The organism is Serratia sp. CY33802 (genome assembly GCF_052169095.1).
GTDB classification, from domain to species: Bacteria; Pseudomonadota; Gammaproteobacteria; order Enterobacterales; family Enterobacteriaceae; genus Serratia; species Serratia bockelmannii.
In genome coordinates this window covers 340,291-360,444 of sequence record NZ_JBJNLL010000001.1, presented here as the reverse complement: position 1 = coordinate 360,444, position 20,154 = coordinate 340,291, and the positions used below count along the sequence as shown (strand labels likewise).

General features: G+C 57.8%; 19 protein-coding genes and 1 tRNA gene. 11 read left to right on the top strand and 9 right to left on the bottom strand.

Translation table 11 applies throughout. The annotated features are described in order from the left end of the window. Positions 1 to 2: 2 nt before the first annotated feature. Positions 3 to 917: an ABC transporter permease subunit gene (locus ACJ8HA_RS01740; RefSeq protein WP_147824010.1), complete on the bottom strand. Its 915-nt coding sequence runs from the start codon at positions 915 to 917 to the stop codon at positions 3 to 5. 125 nt (positions 918 to 1,042) lie between these two features. After that, entirely contained in the window at positions 1,043 to 2,161 is a 1,119-nt protein-coding gene (locus ACJ8HA_RS01735) for a branched-chain amino acid ABC transporter substrate-binding protein (protein WP_442515168.1), read from the bottom strand. A gap of 456 nt (positions 2,162 to 2,617) precedes the next feature. On the opposite strand from ACJ8HA_RS01735, the gene ACJ8HA_RS01730 reads away from it, so the two are divergent. Then, positions 2,618 to 2,693, top strand: a tRNA-Asn gene (locus ACJ8HA_RS01730). Positions 2,694 to 2,766: 73 nt separating this feature from the next. Here ACJ8HA_RS01730 and ACJ8HA_RS01725 read toward each other — a convergent pair. The 3 genes from ACJ8HA_RS01725 to ACJ8HA_RS01715 all read right to left on the bottom strand — a co-directional run bounded on the left by ACJ8HA_RS01725 (position 2,767) and on the right by ACJ8HA_RS01715 (position 5,062). After that, positions 2,767 to 3,975 carry an aldose 1-epimerase family protein gene (locus ACJ8HA_RS01725; RefSeq protein ID WP_043143093.1) on the bottom strand — a complete coding sequence of 403 codons (1,209 nt, stop codon included), beginning with the start codon at positions 3,973 to 3,975 and terminating at the stop codon, positions 2,767 to 2,769. A gap of 426 nt (positions 3,976 to 4,401) precedes the next feature. Continuing rightward, a complete protein-coding gene (locus ACJ8HA_RS01720; protein ID WP_016927038.1) occupies positions 4,402 to 4,704 on the bottom strand; it encodes an XRE family transcriptional regulator in 303 nt (100 codons plus the stop codon). 4 nt (positions 4,705 to 4,708) lie between these two features. Then, positions 4,709 to 5,062 carry a type II toxin-antitoxin system RelE/ParE family toxin gene (locus ACJ8HA_RS01715; protein WP_442515167.1) on the bottom strand — a complete coding sequence of 118 codons (354 nt, stop codon included), beginning with the start codon at positions 5,060 to 5,062 and terminating at the stop codon, positions 4,709 to 4,711. Positions 5,063 to 5,500: 438 nt separating this feature from the next. Between ACJ8HA_RS01715 and ACJ8HA_RS01710 the strand changes: the two genes are divergently transcribed. Together ACJ8HA_RS01710 and ACJ8HA_RS01705 are read left to right on the top strand one after the other, a co-directional pair. Beyond that, complete coding sequence (locus tag ACJ8HA_RS01710) at positions 5,501 to 6,796, top strand: MFS transporter (protein ID WP_060433586.1); 1,296 nt, start codon at positions 5,501 to 5,503, stop codon at positions 6,794 to 6,796. A gap of 26 nt (positions 6,797 to 6,822) precedes the next feature. Continuing rightward, a complete protein-coding gene (locus ACJ8HA_RS01705) occupies positions 6,823 to 7,629 on the top strand; it encodes a substrate-binding domain-containing protein (protein ID WP_442515166.1) in 807 nt (268 codons plus the stop codon). On the opposite strand, the gene ACJ8HA_RS01700 is transcribed toward ACJ8HA_RS01705, so the two are convergent. From ACJ8HA_RS01700 to ACJ8HA_RS01690, 3 genes are all read right to left on the bottom strand, one after another. Further along, positions 7,604 to 8,503, bottom strand: a complete 900-nt coding sequence (locus tag ACJ8HA_RS01700; RefSeq protein ID WP_025303496.1) for a LysR family transcriptional regulator — start codon at positions 8,501 to 8,503, stop codon at positions 7,604 to 7,606. The genes ACJ8HA_RS01705 and ACJ8HA_RS01700 overlap by 26 nt on opposite strands. Before the next feature lie 103 nt (positions 8,504 to 8,606). Then, entirely contained in the window at positions 8,607 to 8,972 is a 366-nt protein-coding gene (locus ACJ8HA_RS01695) for a diacylglycerol kinase (RefSeq protein ID WP_004935528.1), read from the bottom strand. 219 nt (positions 8,973 to 9,191) lie between these two features. Then, entirely contained in the window at positions 9,192 to 10,316 is a 1,125-nt protein-coding gene (locus ACJ8HA_RS01690; protein ID WP_025303498.1) for a hypothetical protein, read from the bottom strand. Between the two features lie 738 nt (positions 10,317 to 11,054). On the opposite strand from ACJ8HA_RS01690, the gene ACJ8HA_RS01685 reads away from it, so the two are divergent. From ACJ8HA_RS01685 to spt, 4 genes are read left to right on the top strand one after another with little or no spacing between them, the layout of a single operon-like run. Further along, positions 11,055 to 12,794, top strand: coding sequence for a fatty acyl-AMP ligase (locus ACJ8HA_RS01685; protein WP_197813439.1), 1,740 nt, complete (start codon positions 11,055 to 11,057; stop codon positions 12,792 to 12,794). Then, complete coding sequence (locus ACJ8HA_RS01680) at positions 12,791 to 13,705, top strand: NAD-dependent epimerase/dehydratase family protein (protein WP_025303500.1); 915 nt, start codon at positions 12,791 to 12,793, stop codon at positions 13,703 to 13,705. Before ACJ8HA_RS01685 ends, ACJ8HA_RS01680 begins: the two co-directional genes overlap by 4 nt. A gap of 31 nt (positions 13,706 to 13,736) precedes the next feature. Further along, a complete protein-coding gene (locus tag ACJ8HA_RS01675) occupies positions 13,737 to 13,997 on the top strand; it encodes an acyl carrier protein (RefSeq protein ID WP_015378483.1) in 261 nt (86 codons plus the stop codon). Further along, positions 13,984 to 15,156 (top strand): serine palmitoyltransferase, encoded by a 1,173-nt coding sequence (gene spt, locus ACJ8HA_RS01670; protein ID WP_025303501.1) that lies wholly within the window; start codon positions 13,984 to 13,986, stop codon positions 15,154 to 15,156. Before ACJ8HA_RS01675 ends, spt begins: the two co-directional genes overlap by 14 nt. Before the next feature lie 68 nt (positions 15,157 to 15,224). Here spt and ACJ8HA_RS01665 read toward each other — a convergent pair whose 3' ends face one another. Next, the gene (locus ACJ8HA_RS01665) at positions 15,225 to 15,956 is read right to left on the bottom strand and encodes an ATP-binding protein (protein WP_025303502.1); all 732 of its coding nucleotides are present in this window, start codon (positions 15,954 to 15,956) and stop codon (positions 15,225 to 15,227) included. Positions 15,957 to 16,327: 371 nt separating this feature from the next. Between ACJ8HA_RS01665 and ACJ8HA_RS01660 the strand changes: the two genes are divergently transcribed. From ACJ8HA_RS01660 to ACJ8HA_RS01645, 4 genes are all read left to right on the top strand, one after another. Further along, positions 16,328 to 17,053, top strand: a complete 726-nt coding sequence (locus ACJ8HA_RS01660) for a hypothetical protein (protein WP_197813474.1) — start codon at positions 16,328 to 16,330, stop codon at positions 17,051 to 17,053. A gap of 30 nt (positions 17,054 to 17,083) precedes the next feature. Further along, positions 17,084 to 17,878 (top strand): hypothetical protein, encoded by a 795-nt coding sequence (locus tag ACJ8HA_RS01655; protein WP_043143074.1) that lies wholly within the window; start codon positions 17,084 to 17,086, stop codon positions 17,876 to 17,878. Between the two features lie 72 nt (positions 17,879 to 17,950). Continuing rightward, positions 17,951 to 19,288: a lipopolysaccharide biosynthesis protein gene (locus ACJ8HA_RS01650; RefSeq protein ID WP_197813437.1), complete on the top strand. Its 1,338-nt coding sequence runs from the start codon at positions 17,951 to 17,953 to the stop codon at positions 19,286 to 19,288. Next, positions 19,285 to 20,154 (top strand): hypothetical protein, encoded by an 870-nt coding sequence (locus tag ACJ8HA_RS01645; protein ID WP_025303505.1) that lies wholly within the window; start codon positions 19,285 to 19,287, stop codon positions 20,152 to 20,154. Before ACJ8HA_RS01650 ends, ACJ8HA_RS01645 begins: the two co-directional genes overlap by 4 nt.

Below are 20,154 nucleotides of genomic sequence, written 5' to 3'. Positions count from 1 at the left end.
CCTTAAACCTTGGCGATCAGCGGCCGGCCGAGCAGCCCCTGCGGACGGAAGATCAGGATCGCCACCAGCAACCCGAAGGAGAACACGTCCTTGTAATCCGAGTTCACCATGCCGGCGAACTGCGCCTCCGCCACCCCGAGCAGCAGCCCGCCCAGCATCGCGCCCGGCAGCGAGCCGATGCCGCCCAGCACCGCGGCGGTGAAGGCCTTGATGCCGATGATAAAGCCGACGTAAAAATCGAAGGTGCCGTAGTTCATGGTGATCAGCACCCCGGCCAGCCCGGCCATGGCAGCACCGATCACAAACACCAGCGAGATCACCCGATCGGTATTGATGCCGAGAATCGAGGCCATTTTGCGATCCTGCTGGGTGGCGCGGCAGATGCGCCCTAGCCGGGTACGCTGAATGATGTAGGTGAGGATCGCCATGCCGAGCAGTGACGCCACCAGAATGAACACCTTGGTGTAGGTGATCTGCAGCACGCCGCCGTCGAACTCCAGGCGGAATACGCCGCTCAGCAGCGTCGGGATGCCCTGCTGGCGCGGCCCCTGGCTTATCTGCGCGTAGTTTTGCAGGATTAACGACATGCCGATGGCGGAGATCAGCGGCGCCAGGCGGGTGGAATTGCGCAGCGGCTTGTAGGCGATGCGCTCGATCACCCAGCCGTACACCCCGGTGATGACGATGGTGAACACAAGCGTGCCGAGGATCAGCAACGGGAACGAGTGCAGCCCGAAGAACGACAGCAGCGCCAAACCGATGGCGCACAGGTAGGCGGAGATCATGTACACCTCGCCGTGAGCGAAGTTGATCATGCCGATGATGCCGTAAACCATGGTGTAGCCGATGGCGATCAGGCCATACACCGCACCGAGGGTCAGGCCGTTGATCAGCTGTTGCAGAAAGAATACATCCATAATGAGCAGTCTCGCCTGGTAAGGCCGCCAACGCAGTCCGACGCGGCCCAAAGGTCATCGAGGAACGGGCTCGCCAGGGCGGCGAGCCCGTCTGTCATAGAGTCACAACGTCAGTATTGGGTTGTTCAAAGCTGGTGATATTTGCCCTTGTCATCCCACTGATAGACCACGTAGTCCGAGACCTTCAGGTCGCCCTTCTGATCCCAGGTTTTTTTGCCCATCACGGTGTCGACATCGTGCGACTTCAGCCATTCGGCGGCCTTGGCGCTGTCTTTGCCGCCGGTGGCGTTGAAGGCGGCGGCGATCGCCTGGATCGAGGCATAGGAGTAGAGGGTGTACCCTTCCGGTTCAAAACCGCTGGCGCGGAACTTGGCGATCACCGCCTTGCCTTCCGCGATCTGACGCGGATCGTTGCCGAAGGTCATCAGCACGCCGTTGGTGTACTGCGGCCCGCCGGCGGCGGTCACCAGCTCTTCGGTCACCACGCAGTCGCCGGAGAAGAACTTGGCGGTCACGCCCTGCTCGCGCATCTGGCGCACCAGCGGCCCGGCTTCCGGATGGCAGCCGCCGAAGTAGACCACGTCCGGCTTGACCGAGGCGATCTTGGTCACCAGCGCGTTGAAGTCTTTCTCACCGCGCGACAGCCCCTCATACAGCACTTCCTTGACCCCGCGCTTGTTCATTGCCGCCTTCGCTGCGTCCGCCAGCCCCTGGCCGTAGGTGTCTTTATCGTGGATCACCGCGATGCGTTTGGCCTTCAGGGTATCCAGCATGTAGTTGGTGGCGATCACCCCCTGCTGATCGTCGCGCCCGCACATGCGGAACATCGTCTTCATGCCGCGCTCGGTGATCTGCGGGTTGGTGGAGCCGGGGGTAATGGCGATGATGCCGGCCTCGTCATACACCTCGGAGGCGGGCATGGTGGAAGAGGAGCAGAAGTGGCCGACCACCGCCGAGACCTTGTCCTGATCCACCAGCCGGTTGGCGACCGCGACCGCCTGTTTCGGTTCGCAGGCGTCATCCCCCTGCACCAGCTTGATTTTTTCCCCTTTGATGCCGCCGGCGGCGTTGATATCCGCCGCCGCCTGCGAAGCCCCGCGCCAATACTGATCGCCGTAAGTGGCGTTCGGCCCGGAGAACGGCCCGGCGACGCCGATGACAATATCGGCCTGCGCGGAAAACGCCGTACCTAAACAACCGATGAGCAAAGCAGCGAGCGGACTTTTTATCAATTTCGATGACATTGTTATCTTCCTCAGCACTGTTGTAGCGAAACGCCCTGGGGCGCGGATCAGTCACTTTATGTGTAGACGGGGAAAATAATTTTCTTGAGAGCGCAGTCGCATTCCCCAAAAATGGGTAAGCAAAAATCCAGCCATTGTGACGACGAATACATATTGTTTGCTTATTCATCCTACATATCAGTTGCGGCGCGGCGTGTGGCGGCGTTAGCCGGAGACTGGGCAATACGGCTAGCGCGAGAGGAAGTATGGGAGGGAGAACGGCCCTGCACCATCGCCGTGCAAAGGCTTGTGCAAGCGGCGTCAAAACGATTTGGGATGCAAAAATCAACGCATAGCGATGGAAAATGCCGAAAAACAGCGCAAGGTGCTCATTCCCTCAGCAAACGCACTTTTTTTGCAGTTTAGCGCTTTGACAAACCCCAGGCGCCCCGCTATTATTCGCCCCGTTCACACGATTCCTCTGTAGTTCAGTCGGTAGAACGGCGGACTGTTAATCCGTATGTCACTGGTTCGAGTCCAGTCAGAGGAGCCATATTTAGAGAAGCCCGCTTAAGGAAACTTAAGCGGGCTTTTTGCTTTAACGCTAAATGCATCGACAGGCAGCGTTACTCTTTGGCTATCGGCGCGTCATTCTCATCAATTTTTACCTTGCCCTGAATATCCGCAATCTTCTGCTCCAGATCCGCCACCTGCGCTTTGCTGTGCAGCAAGGTATAGGTCAGATCAAACTGCGCACTGGCGCCTGGCTGCAGCTGCTTAACGCGTTTTTGTTCGCGCTCGATAGTGACCGGGTAGGCATAGCTGGTGCCCGGCTCAATCCCCGTGACATACCCCTGTTTTAACGTATCGGTATTCTTCCACAGCGTCAGGACGGGCAACTGGCGGGTATCGAACTGAATCGCCACCCCTTTGTCGCCCGCGTTATTGACCAGCGCCGCCAGTGTCTGATGATTCGGATCCGATAATGGCTTAATGTTAAAGACCATTTCATCGAACCCTTTGGTTGGACCGGCATAGGTTGCCCAGGTCTTCAGCCCGGCTTTGGCATAGTCGTTAAACGGGCTGATGCTGGCCATCGGCGCCAGGAAGCGGGCGCCATTTTCCAGAATCGGTGCGCCGAAATTGCTGTGATAAATAATCTGGTAGTCATGGGGATAATCCGCCCGGTTGGTTAACACATCATGCAGGCGGAAACTGTTGCTGCCGGGCACATAGCGCAATTCGGTCAGGGTTTGCAGATCGGCTTTTTTGAATGTGCTCTCTTTGATCAGGCCGCGAACACGAATTTCATACGGCGCCGTATCCGCGACCTCAACCTCAACCCGCGAGGCCGGCGTATTGCCCGCTTTGCCGTGCAACGTGTACATTTGCCCTCCTTCGGTCACCGGATGACCGGTCCACTCATAGCCACAACGCACCATCATCTCATTGAAACCTTCCAGCCAGCCGAGCCCATTGCGGCTTTCCAGGTTGATAAAGGCGGGGTTGACCACCTCTTTGACCGGGGAATCCCATCCCATTTTCGCGCCAAATCCTTCTGCCCGCAGGAGGTTCATGCCGCGGGTGGGACTCAGCGTGATGGTCAGGCCATCCTCGCTGCGGATAATCACGACTTTGCTGCCTTCTTGCTTACCGCCGTGCAACACCTTCTGCTCAATGCTGAACGTTTTATCCTTAATCTTCAGCGCCTCACTCGAAATCTTCCAGTTTCCTTTCTCCACACCATCTTCAGCGCTGGTCAGCACCCAACTCTGCGCCGCCGCCTGCCCTGAAATCAGGGCCGAAAACACCGCCATCACCCATGTCTTTTTCATTTCCCTTCCCCTTTAGCTGAATCGATTTTTTATAAACAAGGAAAATCTACTGTTAAGCAGGTTAAAGAAATGTGATGAGCTTCACCGGGTGAGTATTTGACGAAATAGCGCGATAAAAATACGAATTTCATCGCAGTTTTAATGAAATACGTTGAATTTTTTTGCACACAAAACGAGCTGCTTATCAACATAATTTGTATCGTTTCAGCTAAGGAGCAAGGAGACAGTTACGGGCAAGCAAGACATCGCGAAGGGAGCGCGGGTGGCTTGTTTAACGCTATCCGACCCAAACGAAAGCGCTCAGACAGCCTGCCCGTCTTGAGCCTCTTTGCTTTTACGGCCGCCTGGTTGTGTCAAAGGAGCCCTGGTGCACAAAGCCCGCTCCGGGGAACCTGAGCGGGCTTTGTGCCTTTCTGCCGTTAGCGCTTACAGCACAAACTCGTAGTGAGAGCCGTCCGGCAGTTCGATGTCCAGGCGCAGTTTGCCGCCGGCCGCCTCAACATAGCGTTTAAGCGAAGACAGTTTCAGATCGCGGCCCGGTTTTTCCATTACGGCAACGGTCGGCTGCCGGATCCCCAGCGCCTGCGCCATTTCAACCTGCGTTTTCTGTACTTTTTCACGCAGCTCGGCAAGGTGAATGTTCAGCATGATGTCCGCCGCCAGCGCCTGCGCTTTGGCCACGACCTCGGGCTTTTCATCCGCAATAAGCTGTTCCAACGTTCTGCCCATCGCGTCACTCCTTCTCGTTTAATGTGTTCAGCCAGTTCGTGAATTCCCGATCGGCAACCTGGATCATCCGATCGTAAAAACGCTTTTCATTACCGGCTTTATTGCCCGCGCAAAGCACAATGCCAATACGGTACGGATCGAAAGCGAAGAATGCCCGCAACGGTTCGCCTCGGCACTGAATGCGCAACTCTTTCATATTGCTGTAACGTGAGCCTTTAACCGTATCGGCATAGGGTCTGGACAGCCCCGGCCCCTTTTCCCGCAGGACCATCAATGCGGCAAGTACGCCGGCCCGATCGGCATCGCTGAGCGATCTGTACCAATGATCAAATGCATCCGTTGTTTTAATTTCCCACACGGGACCTCCCTAAAATATAGATCAGTAACTATATAGATGTAAAGCTATAGCAGAGAGGCGCAGGGATAACATGCAAAGGCATACGTGGATACTGCAAGGCTGAACGTACATCCACGTATTTTGCAAACGCAGTGCGAGGTATTCATCTTTTTACGTACGGTATCGAACAATCGTTCAGAGGCACGGGGCGCTTCCCCGCCGCCCCTTTATGAACCCTGTCACAAAAAGCACATAACGTTTTCGGCGTTCTGCGCAGCGGGCAATGAGCGACAAACTTGTTAACGCCACGTTACATCGGGTTAGGCAACATTGTTAACGCCGATTGATGCGTCAAACGCATCGCGTCATGCGTTTATTGCGCTTATTTACTTTATTTTCCTGAGCGAATCTTCAGCAACAGGCGCGGCGTCAAGCGCCAATAACAAACTGGAGATAAAGATGCATTCCTCTACCTCACCCATGACCATCAGGGCCAGAACCGGCGCGATACTGCGCGTCACCTCCGGCAACTTTTTAGAACAGTTCGATTTTTTCCTGTTCGGCTTTTACGCTACCTACATCGCACACACCTTTTTCCCGGCCAGCAGCGAATTTGCCTCGCTGATGATGACCTTCGCGGTATTCGGCGCTGGTTTTCTGATGCGCCCGATCGGCGCTGTCGTGCTAGGTGCTTACATCGATAAAGTCGGCCGCCGCAAAGGGCTGATCGTCACCCTGTCGATCATGGCCGCGGGCACCTTCCTGATCGTGCTGATCCCCTCTTACCAAAGCATCGGGCTTTGGGCGCCGCTGCTGGTGCTGTGCGGGCGTCTGTTGCAAGGCTTTTCGGCGGGCGCGGAGCTGGGTGGCGTGTCCGTCTATCTGGCTGAAATCGCCACGCCGGGCCGTAAAGGCTTCTACACCAGCTGGCAGTCCGGCAGCCAGCAGGTGGCTATCATGGTGGCGGCGGCCATGGGCTTCGCGCTCAATGCGGCGCTGGAAGAAAGCGCCATTCGCGAATGGGGCTGGCGCCTGCCTTTCCTGTTTGGCTGCCTGATCGTTCCCTTCATCTTCTTCCTGCGCCGCAAGCTGGAAGAGACGCAGGAATTTACCGCTCGCCGTCACCACCTGGCGATGCGCGACGTGTTTAAAACCCTGCTGAAAAACTGGCCGGTGGTGATCGCCGGCATGCTGATGGTCGCAATGACCACCACCGCGTTTTACCTCATCACCGTCTATGCGCCGACCTTCGGCAAAAAGGTGCTGCTGCTCAGCGCTTCAGACAGCTTGCTGGTCACCCTGCTGGTGGCGATCTCCAACTTCATCTGGCTGCCCATCGGCGGCGCGCTGTCGGACCGTTTCGGCCGCAAACCAGTGCTGGTCACCATGACGTTGCTGACGTTGGCCACCGCCTACCCGGCGCTGAGCCTGCTCGCCGCCGCCCCCAGCTTCAGCATGATGCTGGCCGTGCTGCTGTGGCTGTCCTTCATTTACGGCCTCTACAACGGCGCCATGATCCCGGCCTTGACGGAGATCATGCCAACGGAAGTGCGGGTGGCCGGGTTCTCGCTGGCCTACAGCCTGGCGACGGCGGTGTTCGGCGGCTTTACGCCGGTAGTCTCCACTGCGTTGATCGAATACACCGGCGACAAGGCTTCACCGGGCTACTGGATGAGCTTCGCCGCGCTGTGCGCCCTGCTGGCGACGCTGTATATGTATCGCCGCATCGCCATGCCGCTGCAAACCGCGCGCTAAGCCGCCATCTCAAAAGGAATGATGTCATGCTAAAACTCACTCGTTCGATCCTCGCCGCGCTGGTGTGCGTCTCCTGCAGTACGGCGGCGCTGGCCAAAGACGTGACCGTGATGATCTCCGGCGGCTTCAAAGCCGCGCTGGAGAAGCTGGCCCCGGAATATGAAGCCCAAAGCGGCGATAAAATCATTCTGGTGTCCGGCCCCTCGATGGGCAAAACGCCGCAGGCGATCCCCGCGCGGTTAGCGCGCGGAGAGCAAGCCGATGTGCTGATCATGGTGGGCGACGCGCTCACCCAACTGGAAAAAGAGCGCTGGACCCAGCCGGGTTCGCGCGTGGAGCTGGCCGATTCGCCGATCGGCATGGTGGTCAAACAGGGCGCGCCCAAGCCGGTGGTAAAAACGGATGCCGACCTGCGCAATGTCCTGCTGCAGGCGGACTCTTTCGCCTATTCCGACAGCGCCAGCGGCCGCTATGTCAGCGGCCAACTGTTTAAAAAGCTGGGTATCGAGGAACAGGTGAAAGGGAAAGCGCATAAGGTTGAGCGCATTCCGGTGGCCTCTGAAGTGGCGCAGGGGAAATACGCACTGGGCTTCCAGCAGGTCAGCGAATTGCTACCCGTGGCGGACGTGACCTTTATCGGCGAGCTGCCGGAAAACGTGCAGTACATCACCCGCTTCGCGGGCGCGGTAACCGCCAAGGCGGAGCACCGCCGCGAAGGCAAAGCGCTGCTGGACTTCCTCGCCTCCTCTCAGGCGCAGCCGACCATTCGCGCGACCGGCATGCGAACCGTGCCGGCGCCGCAGCCGGTCAAGCAGAGTGATACTGTTCAGTAATCAGCTTTTCCAACTCGGCGGCGACGAAAGACTGCATGCGGCCGCCGCGTCTGATGAGGCCTACGGTGCGTTTCACCACCGGATCGACTAGCGGCACCGACGTCAACACCGAGTGCTCTGAAGCGGGCATCGACATGGCGGGCACGGCGGCAATGCCGATGCCCGCCTCAACCATGCCCAGCATGGTCGTCACATGGCGAGTTTCACACACGCTGGGGCGTTCCGGCACGAGGTGTTCCAGGCGCTGATCGAGCAGATTGCGATTGCCGGAGGTTTTATCCAGCGACACGTAATCCTGCTGATAAAACTCCCGCCAGGTGAGAGTCTTTTTACCGGCGAGCGAATGGTCACGCCGGCAGGCGGCCACGTAGACGTCCCCCACCAACGGCACAAACTCAAGATTAGGCTGCAGCCGCCCGGCGAAGCAGATGCCGAAATCGGCCTGGCCGCCGGTGACCGCCTCGATGACATTGCCTGCGCTGCCGTCGATCAGCTTAACGCGCACGCGCGGATAGCGAAGCCGGAAACGGCGTATCACGTCGGGCATGAAATAGTAGGCCGCCGATGGCACCGTGGCGACGGTGACCAGCCCCACCCGCTCCTGGCTGACCTTATCGATATCGGCCATCACCGCTTCGACGTTCATCAGTAACTGCTCCGAACGTTCGGCGAAGGCCTGCCCGTACAGCGTCAAGGTCACGCGCCGGGTGGTGCGGTCGAACAATTTGATGCCCAGCGCGTTTTCCAGCTTCTCAATCCTGCGGCTCAATGCCGACTGCGACAGGCAGATGGACTCTGCGGCCAGCCGAAAATTGCCGTACTCCACCAGCGCGCGAAACGCATAAAGATCGTTGAGATCAAAATTCACGGGCATAACGGCCAACTCTCCTTGCTGAAATGGCAGAGGACGCAAAACAACGATGATAACCGCTTATATCGCCACGGCAACCGGCTTGCTGGTTGAGCCACCAAAGCCCCTATCGCCCCAGCAGCACCATTCCCCAAATAATGATAGTCATCACCACGGCCACCAGCTGCGCTGCGCCGCCCAAATCTTTGGCGCGTTTGGATAACGGATGCAATTCCAGCGAAATGCGATCGACCACGGTTTCAATCGCCGTATTAAGCAGCTCAACCACCAATAGCAGAAAACTGCAGGTGATTAATAACAGCCGTTCTATATTTGTAATATCTAAACCAAATGTAACAACCAGTAAAATGGCGTTAATAACCAATAATTGGCGGAACGCATCTTCGGTAAGCACGGCGTCAATAAACCCGGCCCAGGAATTCCTTATGCTGTAGGTTAATCGGCTTATTCCTTTTTTCTTTTCCACAGGCATACAATCTGCTCTCGTCAAGACTGCGACAATCACTCGCGAATAAATAACGCGGCGTGAATTTATCACGAGTTTATTAATTAAGGACCTTAACTGTTCTCTTCCAGGAAGTGATGCATTCCCTCACGCGCCGTCACCCTGCCCCTGAAACGGCACCGCCCGAAAATACCCTGCCGCGGTTATTATTCTGAGAACGTGAAAAGGCGATGCGTTATCAGCCGGTTAAAGCGTTTTCTCGAACAAGCGGTAGCGCTTATAGGGAACTGCGCCGATGCGTTCTAAAATCGTCCGCATGCCGGTATTGGTTTCCAGGATCCACGACATTTCCAGCGCGTCGATATTGCGCTTCGCGAAAGGCTCGCGCAGCGCCTCAATAAGCAACAGCGCAATAATCGGCCCGATGCGGCTGAATTGATATTCCTGACGCACGCCCATCAACGGCACGCGCGCGGTGCGCACGCCGCTGACTTTCAGCCGCCACAAGAGCTTCGCCCAACCGAACGGCAATAACCGCCCCTGCAGATCGGCAATCGCTTCGTTGATGTTTGGCAGGCCGACAATAAAGGCGCAGGGGGCACCATCCACCTCGGCGATATGGATCATATCGTCGGGCACCAGAAACTTCAGCTGATCCCCCATGGTGGCGAACTCATGCTCGGTGAACGGGACAAACCCCCAGTTATGCTGCCACCCGGAGTTGAACACCTCGCGCAGCACCTGCATCTCCTCGCGAAAGCGCTTGCGATTGAGGCGGCGCACGGTCACCTTTTTGCGCACCTGATCCATCATCCGGGTCAGCGACGGCGAAAAATGCAGATCGGTTCTTTTCATCCAATAGGCAAGCAAATCAATCCCTTCGCTGTAGCCCTGTTGCGCTATCTGGGCCGCGTAGTAGGGTTTCGCGTGCGTCATCAGGGCGGAAGGCGGGGTATCGAACCCTTCGACCAACAGGCCGCTTTCCTGATTGATATTGAGGCTGAATGGCCCGGTGATTTTACGCGCGCCTTTCGATCTCAGCCACTCTTCCGCGACCGTGAATAAGGTGCTGAAAACGGCGGGATCGTCAACGGCGTCAATCATGCCGAAGTGGCCGGTATCCTCGCCATGCAGCTCCCGGTGCAGAGAATCGATTTGCGCCGTGATGCGCCCAACGACTTTGCCTTGTTTTTTGGCCACCCATGCCTGCCATTCAATATGGTCGGTACCGGGATTCTTCTTTGACAGGTGCTCTTCGCGCTCGACATGCAGCGGCTCAATCCAGTTCGGATCATCGCGAAACAGTTGCGAAGGGAAAGCAATAAATTCTTTAAGTTCGCGTTTATCCAGAACTTTCTCAATACGGATCATAAATAGCCTTACGTTTTAATAAAATAATTAAATGAGCGCGCGACAACGCCTTTAGCATTTTTTATGCTGTTCTCTTTTATTGGATTGTGTATTGCCTCCGGTTCAATGATAAGAAAAACCGAATATTACCCCCTGTGAATCAGCGCATTATTGGCTCTACATTCACCCTGTGATGTCCATAATTGATAAAAAAAGGAAACAGAAAGCGGCGCAGCCAGGCTACGCTAATGGTGCTCTTTTATTATTTCGTGCTGTTATGGCAAAAGAAACTCGCCGTTTTTAGTGTACCGACTTTAATCAGGAGGTGTGCCGCCATCTTTACCACTTAATGCTCTTTTTAAGATTAGCCTTAAATGAATCGTTCACTTTTGGATTTCTTGCGGCATACTGTTTAGGAAGTGTTTAAGTTCCAAGATAGCCATGCATGAGGTCATAACCTATGAGCCGACAGTTATTTCCTGCCCGACAGATGCAGACTAAAGAACGGCGAAACCCGGATATTACAATAGCCTCTCGTATATCGCCGGGGTGCCGTTCAGGCTGATAGCACGGGCTACTCGCGCTCTGACCGGTTAATAACCGGCGTGCCGCTCAAGCACGGCAATATACGCTGTTCGCGGAATGAAGATGGTTGAATAACAAACTTATTCAAAAACCTATTCATAGTAAAACATCAATTACCTCGCCAAGAGTGATTTTTCTCTTTTGGTGATTTTTAATCTATGGCTAAGTTTGTCTATGTCTGAAACAAGTTCCGTTCATTCTCTTCCTATGCGCTATGCGGACTTCCCCACTTTAGTGGACGCGTTGGATTACGCGGCGCTGGGCAATACGGGAATGAATTTTTACGACCGTCGCAATCAACTCGTGACCGTTCTCGAATATCGCACGCTGCAGCAAAAAGCGATCTCGGGCGCGCGGCGTTTATTGTCCCTGAAGCTCAAGAAAGGCGATCGCGTGGCGCTTATCGCCGAAACCAGCGCGGGATTCGTCGAAGCCTTTTTTGCGTGCCAATATGCCGGCCTGGTGGCGGTACCGTTGGCGATCCCGATGGGCGTAGGCCAGCGCGACTCCTACACCGCCAAACTGAAAGGGCTGATCGCCAGTTGCAACCCGGCGGCGATCATCAGCAGCGAAGAGTGGACACCGCTCATCGCGTCGGCCACGGAAAACACGTCGGCGATGCACATCCTCAGCGACGAGGATTTTAACGCCTTGCCGGAGCCGGAGATCGCGTTGCCCGCGCCTTCGCCCGACGATATCGCCTACCTCCAATACACCTCGGGCAGCACCCGCTTTCCGCGCGGCGTGATCATTACCCAGCGGGCGGCCATGGCGAACCTGAACGCGATCAGCCGCGACGGGATCAAGCTGCGTGCGGGCGATCGCTGCGTTTCATGGCTGCCCTTCTATCACGACATGGGCCTGGTCGGTTTCCTGCTGACGCCGGTAGCGACCCAGTTGTCCGTCGATTATCTGCGCACGCAAGATTTCGCCATGCGCCCGATGCAGTGGCTGAAACTGATCGCCAAGAATCGCGGTACGGTGTCCGTCGCCCCGCCGTTCGGCTACGATCTGTGTCTACGCCGCAGCAACGCCAAAGAGCTGGCCGATCTGGATCTTTCCAGCTGGCGGGTTGCCGGCGTAGGCGCCGAGCCGATCCCGGCCGAGCTGCTCGGCCAGTTTGGCGAACACTTCAGCAGCATCAACTTCGACAGCAAAGCCTTCATGCCGTGTTACGGCCTGGCCGAGAACACCCTGGCGGTGAGCTTTTCCGATCCTTGCTCCGGCCCGCAAACCAACGCGGTCGACCGCGATATTTTGGAGTACGAGGGTAAAGCGGTCGCGCCGGGCAAAAAAACCCGCGCTGTCTCGACCTTCGTCAACTGCGGCCGTGCGCTGCCCGGCCACCGCATCGAGATCCGCAGCGAAACCGGGCAACCGCTGCCGGAGCGCCAGGTCGGCCATATCACGATTTCCGGCCCCAGCCTGATGAACGGCTATTTCTGCGACGATGAATCTCAGAAGCAAATTCAGGTGACCGGGTGGATGGATACCGGCGATCTGGGCTACCTGCTGGAAGGCTATCTGTACGTCACCGGCCGCAAGAAGGACTTGATCATCATTCGCGGCCGCAATATCTGGCCACAGGATATCGAGTACGTCGCGGAATCCGAACCGGAAATCCGTTCCGGCGATGCGATTGCCTTCGTGACTGAAGAACACGACGAAGCGGCCAGGATCATTTTGCAAATCCAGTGCCGAGTCAGTTCGGAAGAACGCCGGGAACAAATCGTGCATTCGCTGAGCGCGCGCATTCAAAGCGAGTTCGGCATTGCGGTGGACATCGAGCTGCTGCCGCCGCACAGCATTCCCCGCACGTCATCGGGCAAACCCGCCCGTGCGGAGGCCAAAAAACGCTGGCTGAGCGCTTCGCTCTATCCGCAAATGCCGCAGCTGGCCGGTTTCGCGCAATGAGCGGCACCGTCGCAGTGACGGGCGCGACCGGCTTTATCGGCCGGCATATCGTCCAGGAACTGCTGGCGCAAGGGTTTAACGTGCGCGCCCTGACGCGGCAAGCCGGAAAAGCCGCTGCGGACAACCTGCAGTGGATCCCCGGCGCGCTGGAAGATCGGCCCTCGCTCACCGAGCTGGTGCGCGGCGCAGAATACGTCGTGCATTGTGCGGGCCAGGTGCGCGGGCATGCGGAAGCGGTGTTCACCCGCTGCAACGTCACCGGCAGCCTGAACCTGATGCAGGCGGCCAGGCAAAACGGCCGCTGCAATCGTTTCTTGTTCATGTCGTCGCTGGCGGCCCGCCATCCGGCGCTGTCCTGGTACGCCCATTCAAAACAGGCCGCCGAGCAGCAACTCATCGCCGCCTCCGGCGATATCGCGCTGGGGATTTTCCGCCCAACGGCGGTTTACGGGCCGGGCGATAAAGAGCTGAAACCGCTGTTCAACGGCCTGCTGCGCGGCGTACTGCCCCGGCTGGGCGCGCCTGAGGCCAAGCTCACTTTTCTGCACGTGAGCGATTTGGCAAAGGCGGTCAGCCAATGGGTGCAGGCCGAACCCGCGCAGCCGAATATTTACGAACTGTGCGACGGCGTGGCCGAAGGCTATAACTGGCTGCGCCTGCGCGACATCGGCGCCGCCGTGCGTCACGGGCCGGTGCGTCTGGTGAGCATTCCGCTGCCGCTGCTGAAAGCCCTGGCGGATATCAGCGTGGTGTGGAACCGCCTGGTCAAACAAGAGCCGATGCTGACGCGCAGCAAAATACGCGAATTAACGCATCACGACTGGTCCGCCAGTAATCACGCGCTGTCGCAACAGATTAATTGGTTTCCACAGGTAAGTTTGGAGCGCGCACTGCGCGAAGGGCTGTTTTAATTATTCCAATTAGAGGTGTGTCAACGTTCTTATGCTAAATCGCGATGCTGTAATGGATTATATCCTGACGTGTTTGCAAGGTATCGTCGAAGGCGGAGTGGAAATAAAACCTGATAGCGATCTCGTCAATGATCTTGGCCTGGAATCCATCAGAGTCTTGGATCTGCTGATGATGCTGGAAGATGAATTAGATATCTCCATTCCTATCAATATATTGCTTGATGTCAGAACGCCGGAGCAACTGCTTGACGCGCTGCGCCCTTATCTGGAGAAAAACCATGGGACTGTATGATAAGTTTGCGCGGCTCGCCAATGACCGTGAGCAATTTCAAACGTCCGGTCTGAATCCGTTCGGCACCTGCATCGACGAAGTCTATTCCGCCACCCAGGGGCGCATCGGCGATCAAAAGATTGTCCTCGCCGGCACCAATAATTACCTTGGCCTGACGTTCGATGCGCAGGCGATCGCCGCCGGCCAGGCGGCCCTGGCCGCACTCGGCACCGGCACCACCGGCTCGCGCATGGCGAACGGCAGCTACGGATCGCACCTGACGCTGGAACGGGAGCTGGCGGAGTTCTTCGATCGCCCAAGCGCTATCGTTTTCTCCACCGGCTATACCGCCAACCTGGGCGTCATCAGCACCCTGGCGGGGCCGGGCGCCGTGGTGTTGATCGACGCGGACAGCCACGCGAGCATTTACGACGCCTGCGCCCTCGGCGGCGCGGAGATTATTCGCTTCCGCCACAATGACGCCGCCGATCTGGAGCGCCGCATGGTGCGCCTGGGCGAGCGGGCCCGCGAGGCGATCATTATCGTGGAAGGCATCTACAGCATGCTGGGTGACGTCGCCCCGCTGGTGGAAATCGTCGATATCAAGCGGCGGCTCGGCGGCTATCTGCTGGTCGACGAAGCGCACTCCTTCGGCGTGATGGGTGAGCACGGCCGCGGCCTGGCCGAAGCGCTCGGCGTCGAGCAAGACGTGGATATTATCCTGGGCACCTTCAGCAAAAGCCTGGCTTCAATCGGCGGTTTCGCCGTCGGCGGCAAAGGGATGGACGTGCTGCGCTACAGCAGCCGGCCGTATATCTTTACCGCTTCGCCGTCGCCGTCCAGCATCGCATCGGTGCGCACGGCGCTGCAAAAAATCGCGCGCCATCCCGAGCTGCGGGAAAAGCTGTGGAGCAACGCGCACCGTCTGTACCACGGCCTCGCCGAACTGGGGTATACCCTGGGGCCGCGCATCAGCCCGGTGGTGCCGGTGATGATCGGTTCAAAAGAAGAAGGATTGCGTTTCTGGCGCGAGCTGATCGCCCACGGGGTGTATGTAAACCTGGTGCTGCCACCGGCCGCGCCGGCGGGCGTCACCCTGTTGCGCTGCAGCGTCAATGCCGCGCACAGCGATGAAGAGATAGACGCCATCGTGCGCGCCTTTGCGGCGCTGAAAAAATAAAGCCTTCCCTCTCGGCCGCGGCGGCGGTGCCAAAATGGTATCGCCGCCCTGCCGAATCGCTGCGCACCTCAGTGCGCAGCCGTTGATACCCCATCAGCCGAATAGCGATAACCCTGCGCCGCCATAAATTCCCCGATGGCTTTTTCCGCCGCCGAAAGCACCTCCTCGATCGGCCGATCGGCATCGAGATCCACGATGTCGGCGCCTTCGAACGTCAATAACGGCGTGACGGCGATCTTCTTCTCCAACGCCGCTTTGCGGTGATCGGGTTTACGCGCGCAGGCCACGTCCAGACTGACATTCAGCTTGAGTACCAGATCCGGTTTTTGCCCCGCCATCCATTGGAACGCCGCCCGCTCGCGCGCCGCCAGCCAACGGACAAAACGGCTCCCTTCCACGTCGACGGGAAAAACCGTACCGTCGTAAGCGCCGGGGATTTGCGCCTGCGGAAAACGGTCGGTCAACACGATGAACCCTTGCCGACGGTACGCCAGCATGCGGCGGAAACGCAGCAGCCGCCGCCCCACGAAAGCGATGATCACCGCCGACGGCAACAGGCCGATGCGGGATTTTTTCGTTTTGACTTTTTTGGTATTACTCTCGATAGCCTTGCCCACCGAGCGCCCGAGCAGCGGCAATTTCGCCGCCGCGCGGCCGACGTTGCCCGCCTGTTTGCCCAGATGCACTTGCACCGCCGGGCCATAATGTTTCATATACGCGATCAGATGTTCACAAACGGTGGACTTACCCGATCCGTCGCTGCCGATAACCGCAATCAGCGGCGGAAATTTTGCACTCATAATAAGACTCTCTTTCAATACACCAGAAACGGCGTGCCATATTTGAAGCGACCTATCGCTTATCATTGCCGTGGCGGCTACGTGAAAAAATTTACCGTAGCGCGGCGCCAAAAAGCACAAAATATTAAGCGAAAATTGAAAACCTCTGCTCTTTTTTCACCGTGAGCCCTACCGGAAATTAACATAAAAAGCGAAACCGGCGCGCGCACGAACAATTAGCACAAAATAACAAGAACGAACGCCATAAATATCAATTCAAATAGCGAACAAGAATACCAATCTCATTATTTTATCGCAGCAAAGCACAATAAATATCTTGAACCCAAGGCGTATTGGAATACAATAGTTTTTTTCGCATTGGATCAATTATTGTGAGTCAGCAGATAAGACCTTCATCTGATCGCTCGCCCGTGCGCGTAATAGCGATAACCGGCTGTGACGGCTCGGGAAAATCCACGTTAGCTGCCAGCCTGGTCAACGCGTTATCGGCACAAGAACCTGCCGAACTGCTGTATCTCGGCCAGTCTTCCGGGCGCATCGGCGAATGGATCAGTTCGCTGCCGATTATTGGCGCGCCCTTCGGGCGTTATTTGCTGAAGAAATCGGAACGCGTGCATGAGCGCCCTTCCACACCGCCGGATAATGCCACGGCGCTGGTAATTTTTTTACTCTCCTATTGGCGCGTTTATAAATTCCGTCGCATGCTGAAGAAAAGCCGCAGCGGCGCATTGCTGATCACCGATCGTTATCCGCAGGCCGAAGTGGCGGGGTTTCGTTTCGATGGCCCGCAGCTGGCGAAAACCACCGGCGGCAATAGCTGGATCCGCGGGCTGAGAAAGCGCGAACACAAGCTGTACCAATGGATGGCGTCTTATCAGCCCTTATTATTAATTCGGCTGGATATTGACGAACAAACGGCCTATTCACGTAAACCCGATCACTCGCTGGCGGCGTTGCGTGAAAAGATCGCCGTCATCCCGCACCTGACGTTTAATGGCGCTAACATATTGGATTTAGACGGCCGCGAGCCGGCTAACCGTATTTTCGATGCCTCACTGCGCGCCGTTAAAATATCGCTGAGGGCCGCTAATGCCTAGCCGCCAAATAACCTTTTCGTACCGAAACAGATGAAAAAAAATAAACTCACCGCCGAACAGGATACCTCTCCCACCTGCATCACCGGGCTGATTGCCGTGGTGGGCAGCGACGGCACGGGCAAGTCCACGCTGACCGCCGATCTGGTGAAAAACCTGCAGCAACATCGCCCCACGGAGCGCCGCTATTTGGGGCTGATCTCCGGCGAAGACGGCGACAAAATCAAGAAGTTGCCGTTCATCGGCGTGTGGTTGGAACGGCGCCTCGCGGCCAAATCCGATAAAACCCAGCGCATGAGCAACAGGCCGCCGGCGCTGTGGGCGGCGCTGATCATGTACGGCTTTTCGCTGTGGCGCGCCGCCAACCTGCGCAAGGTGCGACGGCTGGCGCAGAGCGGCGTGCTGGTGGTCAGCGATCGCTACCCGCAGGCGGAAATTTCAGGTTTTTACTACGATGGGCCCGGCATCGGCGTGGAACGCGCAAAAGGCTGGCTATTGAGCCGCCTGGCGGCGCGCGAACGCCGTTTATATCAACGCATGGCCGTCTATCGGCCGGCGCTGATCATTCGCCTTGATATCGACGTCGATACGGCATTTTCCCGCAAGCCCGATCACAGCTATGAAGAGCTGAAAGACAAGATCGCCGCTATGGTGCGCCTGCAGTACAACGGTGCGCGCATCATCGAGCTGGACGCCAGAGCCCCTTACGACGAGGTGCTGAGCAACGCGCTCAACGCCATTTCCGCCGTAGTGAATCCCGCGAAGCGCCCACAGAGCGATATCGGGCAACCCGGCGAAAACGCCGGCGAAGAAACTCAGGTTTATTAAACGCATACAGGGCAAGCGCATGACGGCGGAACAAAAAGTGCAGCAAAACAACGATAACGGCTGGTTTTGGTTATGAAACGGTGGTTTTCCGATGGCGCGTTTCGCTCCATTTTACGTAATGCCGCCTATTTAGGCTCCGGCAGCGTCGCCAGCGCGCTGCTCGGCCTGCTGGCGCTCTCCTGCGCCGGGAAAGGCATGTCGCCTGAAATGTTCGGCGTGCTGGTGGTGATCCAGGCCTACACCAAAGCGGTCAGCGATTTCATCAAATTCCAGACCTGGCAGTTTGTGGTGCAATTCGGCACCCCGGCGCTGGAGCATCAAAATACCGGGCGCTTCCGCGACGTCGTCGCCTTCTCCTTTGGCCTGGATATCGCCAGCGGCGTCATCGCCGTGCTGGGCGGCATGATCATGCTGCCGTTCTTGTCTCACGCCCTGGGGCTGGACAGCGAAAGCTTCTGGCTCGCCATGCTGTACTGCACCCTGATCCCGTCGATGACCTCGTCCACGCCGACCGGCGTGCTGCGCGCCTTCAACCGCTTCGATCTCATCGCCATCCAGCAGGCGATCAAGCCGTTCCTGCAGGCGGTGGGCAGCGTCATCTCCTATTATTTCGATCTGGGGTTCCCCGGCTTTATCGTCACCTGGTACGCCTCTAACTTGATCGGCGGCACGCTGTTTTGGTGGTTCACCGCGCGCGAACTGCGCCGCCGCGATATCCACGGCGCGCTGAGGCCACGCCTGTTCAACGTCGCGCGCCGCATCGAGGGCGCCTGGAACTTCGTCTGGACCACCAACATCGCCCATACCATCTGGGCCGCGCGCAACTCCTGCACCACCGTGCTGGTGGGCGTGGTGCTCGGACCGGCCGCCGCCGGGCTGTTCAAGATCGCCATGACCTTCTTCGATGCGACGGGCACCCCGGCCAAGCTGCTGGAAAAAAGCTTCTATCCCGAGATCATGCGCCTGGATCCGCGCACCAAGACCCCGTGGCTGTTGGGCCTGCGCTCCTCGCTGCTGGCCGGCAGCATCGGCCTGGCCGTCGCGGTGTTGATGTTGCTGGTGGGCAAACCGCTCATTTCCGCCGTCTTCGGGCAGCAATACCTGGAAGCCTATGACCTGATTCAAATCATGCTGGGCGCGATCATCGTCTCCATGATGGGCTTCCCGCAGGAATCCTTACTGTTTATGGCAGGCAAGCAGCGCGCTTTCCTGATCGCGCAGGCGACGGCCTCGGCGGCCTACATTGCGCTGCTGGTGTCGATGGCGTATGCCTTCGGCGTGCAGGGCGCCGCCTTCGCTTATTTACTGGGGCAATGTTTAGACGTGCTGTTATCCCTGATACCGACGATCGGCGCCTACCGCAATCGCTTTATGTTGGGGCTGAATGTGCCCAAAGAGAGTAATCAATGACCGCTATCACGAATTGGAAGAAGTTCTCCGCCGAAACCACCCAGGCGCTGTTTGTCGCGGTGGAAGAGGATGACCTGGTCGAGGCGAATATCAGCCTGCCGCAGCAGATCGATCTGGAATGCTCCCCCGAGAGCATTCGGGACAACTACGCGCTGTGCCTGCAGTTTTGGGAAGACGGTTTTTCCCGCCGCGAGCTGCTGCAATTGGTGAACGGTTTCCTGCAAGACCCGCAGTTGGCGGCGGCTACCCGCATGCGCTACAAATATATCCGCGCCCGCTACAAGCACCTGCGCTTCGCCCAGCAGCTGTACGGTGCGCCCCACCGCGCCAACCGCCTGTTCCACACCACCACCGTGGTACTTGGCCATTTTCAGGACGCGTTTCGCAACGGCAACCAGAAGAACCTCACGCTGTACGGCAACCTGCTGCGGCTACTGCTCAGCAAGCCGGTGTGGTCATACGTGCGTTATGCGCTGCGCCACACCCGCCTGGAAAGCGCACAGGGCTTTATCACCTACCGCCAGGAGCAGATGCGCCAGCTGCAAACGCTGATCGCCGGCCCGGCGCTGACCGGGCATCAGTTCCACGACGTGCGCAAAATCGTCAGCCGCCAGGTGTCGTTTTACGACACGCTGAGATCGATCGATCCGGACAACCGCGAGGCCCGGCAGATCTCGCGCTTCCTGGCGGCGATTAACGGCCTGATGGGCGACCGGCACGACGTGATGGTGGCGGACAAGCTGGCCGGCGGCGATATCTATGACCGGCCGGCGATCCTGGATATCGACATCCGCCAGCGCCTGGAGCTGCTGCTGGCGCGCTTTCCGCTGTCGTTTTCCCCGTCGGCCGTCGCGGCCGGCAGATAA

Excerpts from the sequence above, each read along its gene's own strand:
- ACJ8HA_RS01650 (WP_197813437.1), top strand. The coding sequence starts at position 17,951 with ATGAAACGGTGGTTTTCCGATGGCGCGTTTCGCTCCATTTTACGTAAT.
- ACJ8HA_RS01700 (WP_025303496.1), bottom strand. The coding sequence starts at position 8,503 with ATGCCCGTGAATTTTGATCTCAACGATCTTTATGCGTTTCGCGCGCTG.
- ACJ8HA_RS01695 (WP_004935528.1), bottom strand. The coding sequence starts at position 8,972 with ATGCCTGTGGAAAAGAAAAAAGGAATAAGCCGATTAACCTACAGCATA.
- ACJ8HA_RS01705 (WP_442515166.1), top strand. The coding sequence starts at position 6,823 with ATGCTAAAACTCACTCGTTCGATCCTCGCCGCGCTGGTGTGCGTCTCC.
- ACJ8HA_RS01740 (WP_147824010.1), bottom strand. The coding sequence starts at position 917 with ATGGATGTATTCTTTCTGCAACAGCTGATCAACGGCCTGACCCTCGGT.
- ACJ8HA_RS01655 (WP_043143074.1), top strand. The coding sequence starts at position 17,084 with ATGAAAAAAAATAAACTCACCGCCGAACAGGATACCTCTCCCACCTGC.
- ACJ8HA_RS01685 (WP_197813439.1), top strand. The coding sequence starts at position 11,055 with ATGTCTGAAACAAGTTCCGTTCATTCTCTTCCTATGCGCTATGCGGAC.
- ACJ8HA_RS01665 (WP_025303502.1), bottom strand. The coding sequence starts at position 15,956 with ATGAGTGCAAAATTTCCGCCGCTGATTGCGGTTATCGGCAGCGACGGA.
- ACJ8HA_RS01710 (WP_060433586.1), top strand. The coding sequence starts at position 5,501 with ATGCATTCCTCTACCTCACCCATGACCATCAGGGCCAGAACCGGCGCG.
- spt (WP_025303501.1), top strand. The coding sequence starts at position 13,984 with ATGGGACTGTATGATAAGTTTGCGCGGCTCGCCAATGACCGTGAGCAA.
- ACJ8HA_RS01675 (WP_015378483.1), top strand. The coding sequence starts at position 13,737 with ATGCTAAATCGCGATGCTGTAATGGATTATATCCTGACGTGTTTGCAA.
- ACJ8HA_RS01735 (WP_442515168.1), bottom strand. The coding sequence starts at position 2,161 with ATGTCATCGAAATTGATAAAAAGTCCGCTCGCTGCTTTGCTCATCGGT.
- ACJ8HA_RS01720 (WP_016927038.1), bottom strand. The coding sequence starts at position 4,704 with ATGGGCAGAACGTTGGAACAGCTTATTGCGGATGAAAAGCCCGAGGTC.
- ACJ8HA_RS01725 (WP_043143093.1), bottom strand. The coding sequence starts at position 3,975 with ATGAAAAAGACATGGGTGATGGCGGTGTTTTCGGCCCTGATTTCAGGG.
- ACJ8HA_RS01680 (WP_025303500.1), top strand. The coding sequence starts at position 12,791 with ATGAGCGGCACCGTCGCAGTGACGGGCGCGACCGGCTTTATCGGCCGG.
- ACJ8HA_RS01645 (WP_025303505.1), top strand. The coding sequence starts at position 19,285 with ATGACCGCTATCACGAATTGGAAGAAGTTCTCCGCCGAAACCACCCAG.
- ACJ8HA_RS01690 (WP_025303498.1), bottom strand. The coding sequence starts at position 10,316 with ATGATCCGTATTGAGAAAGTTCTGGATAAACGCGAACTTAAAGAATTT.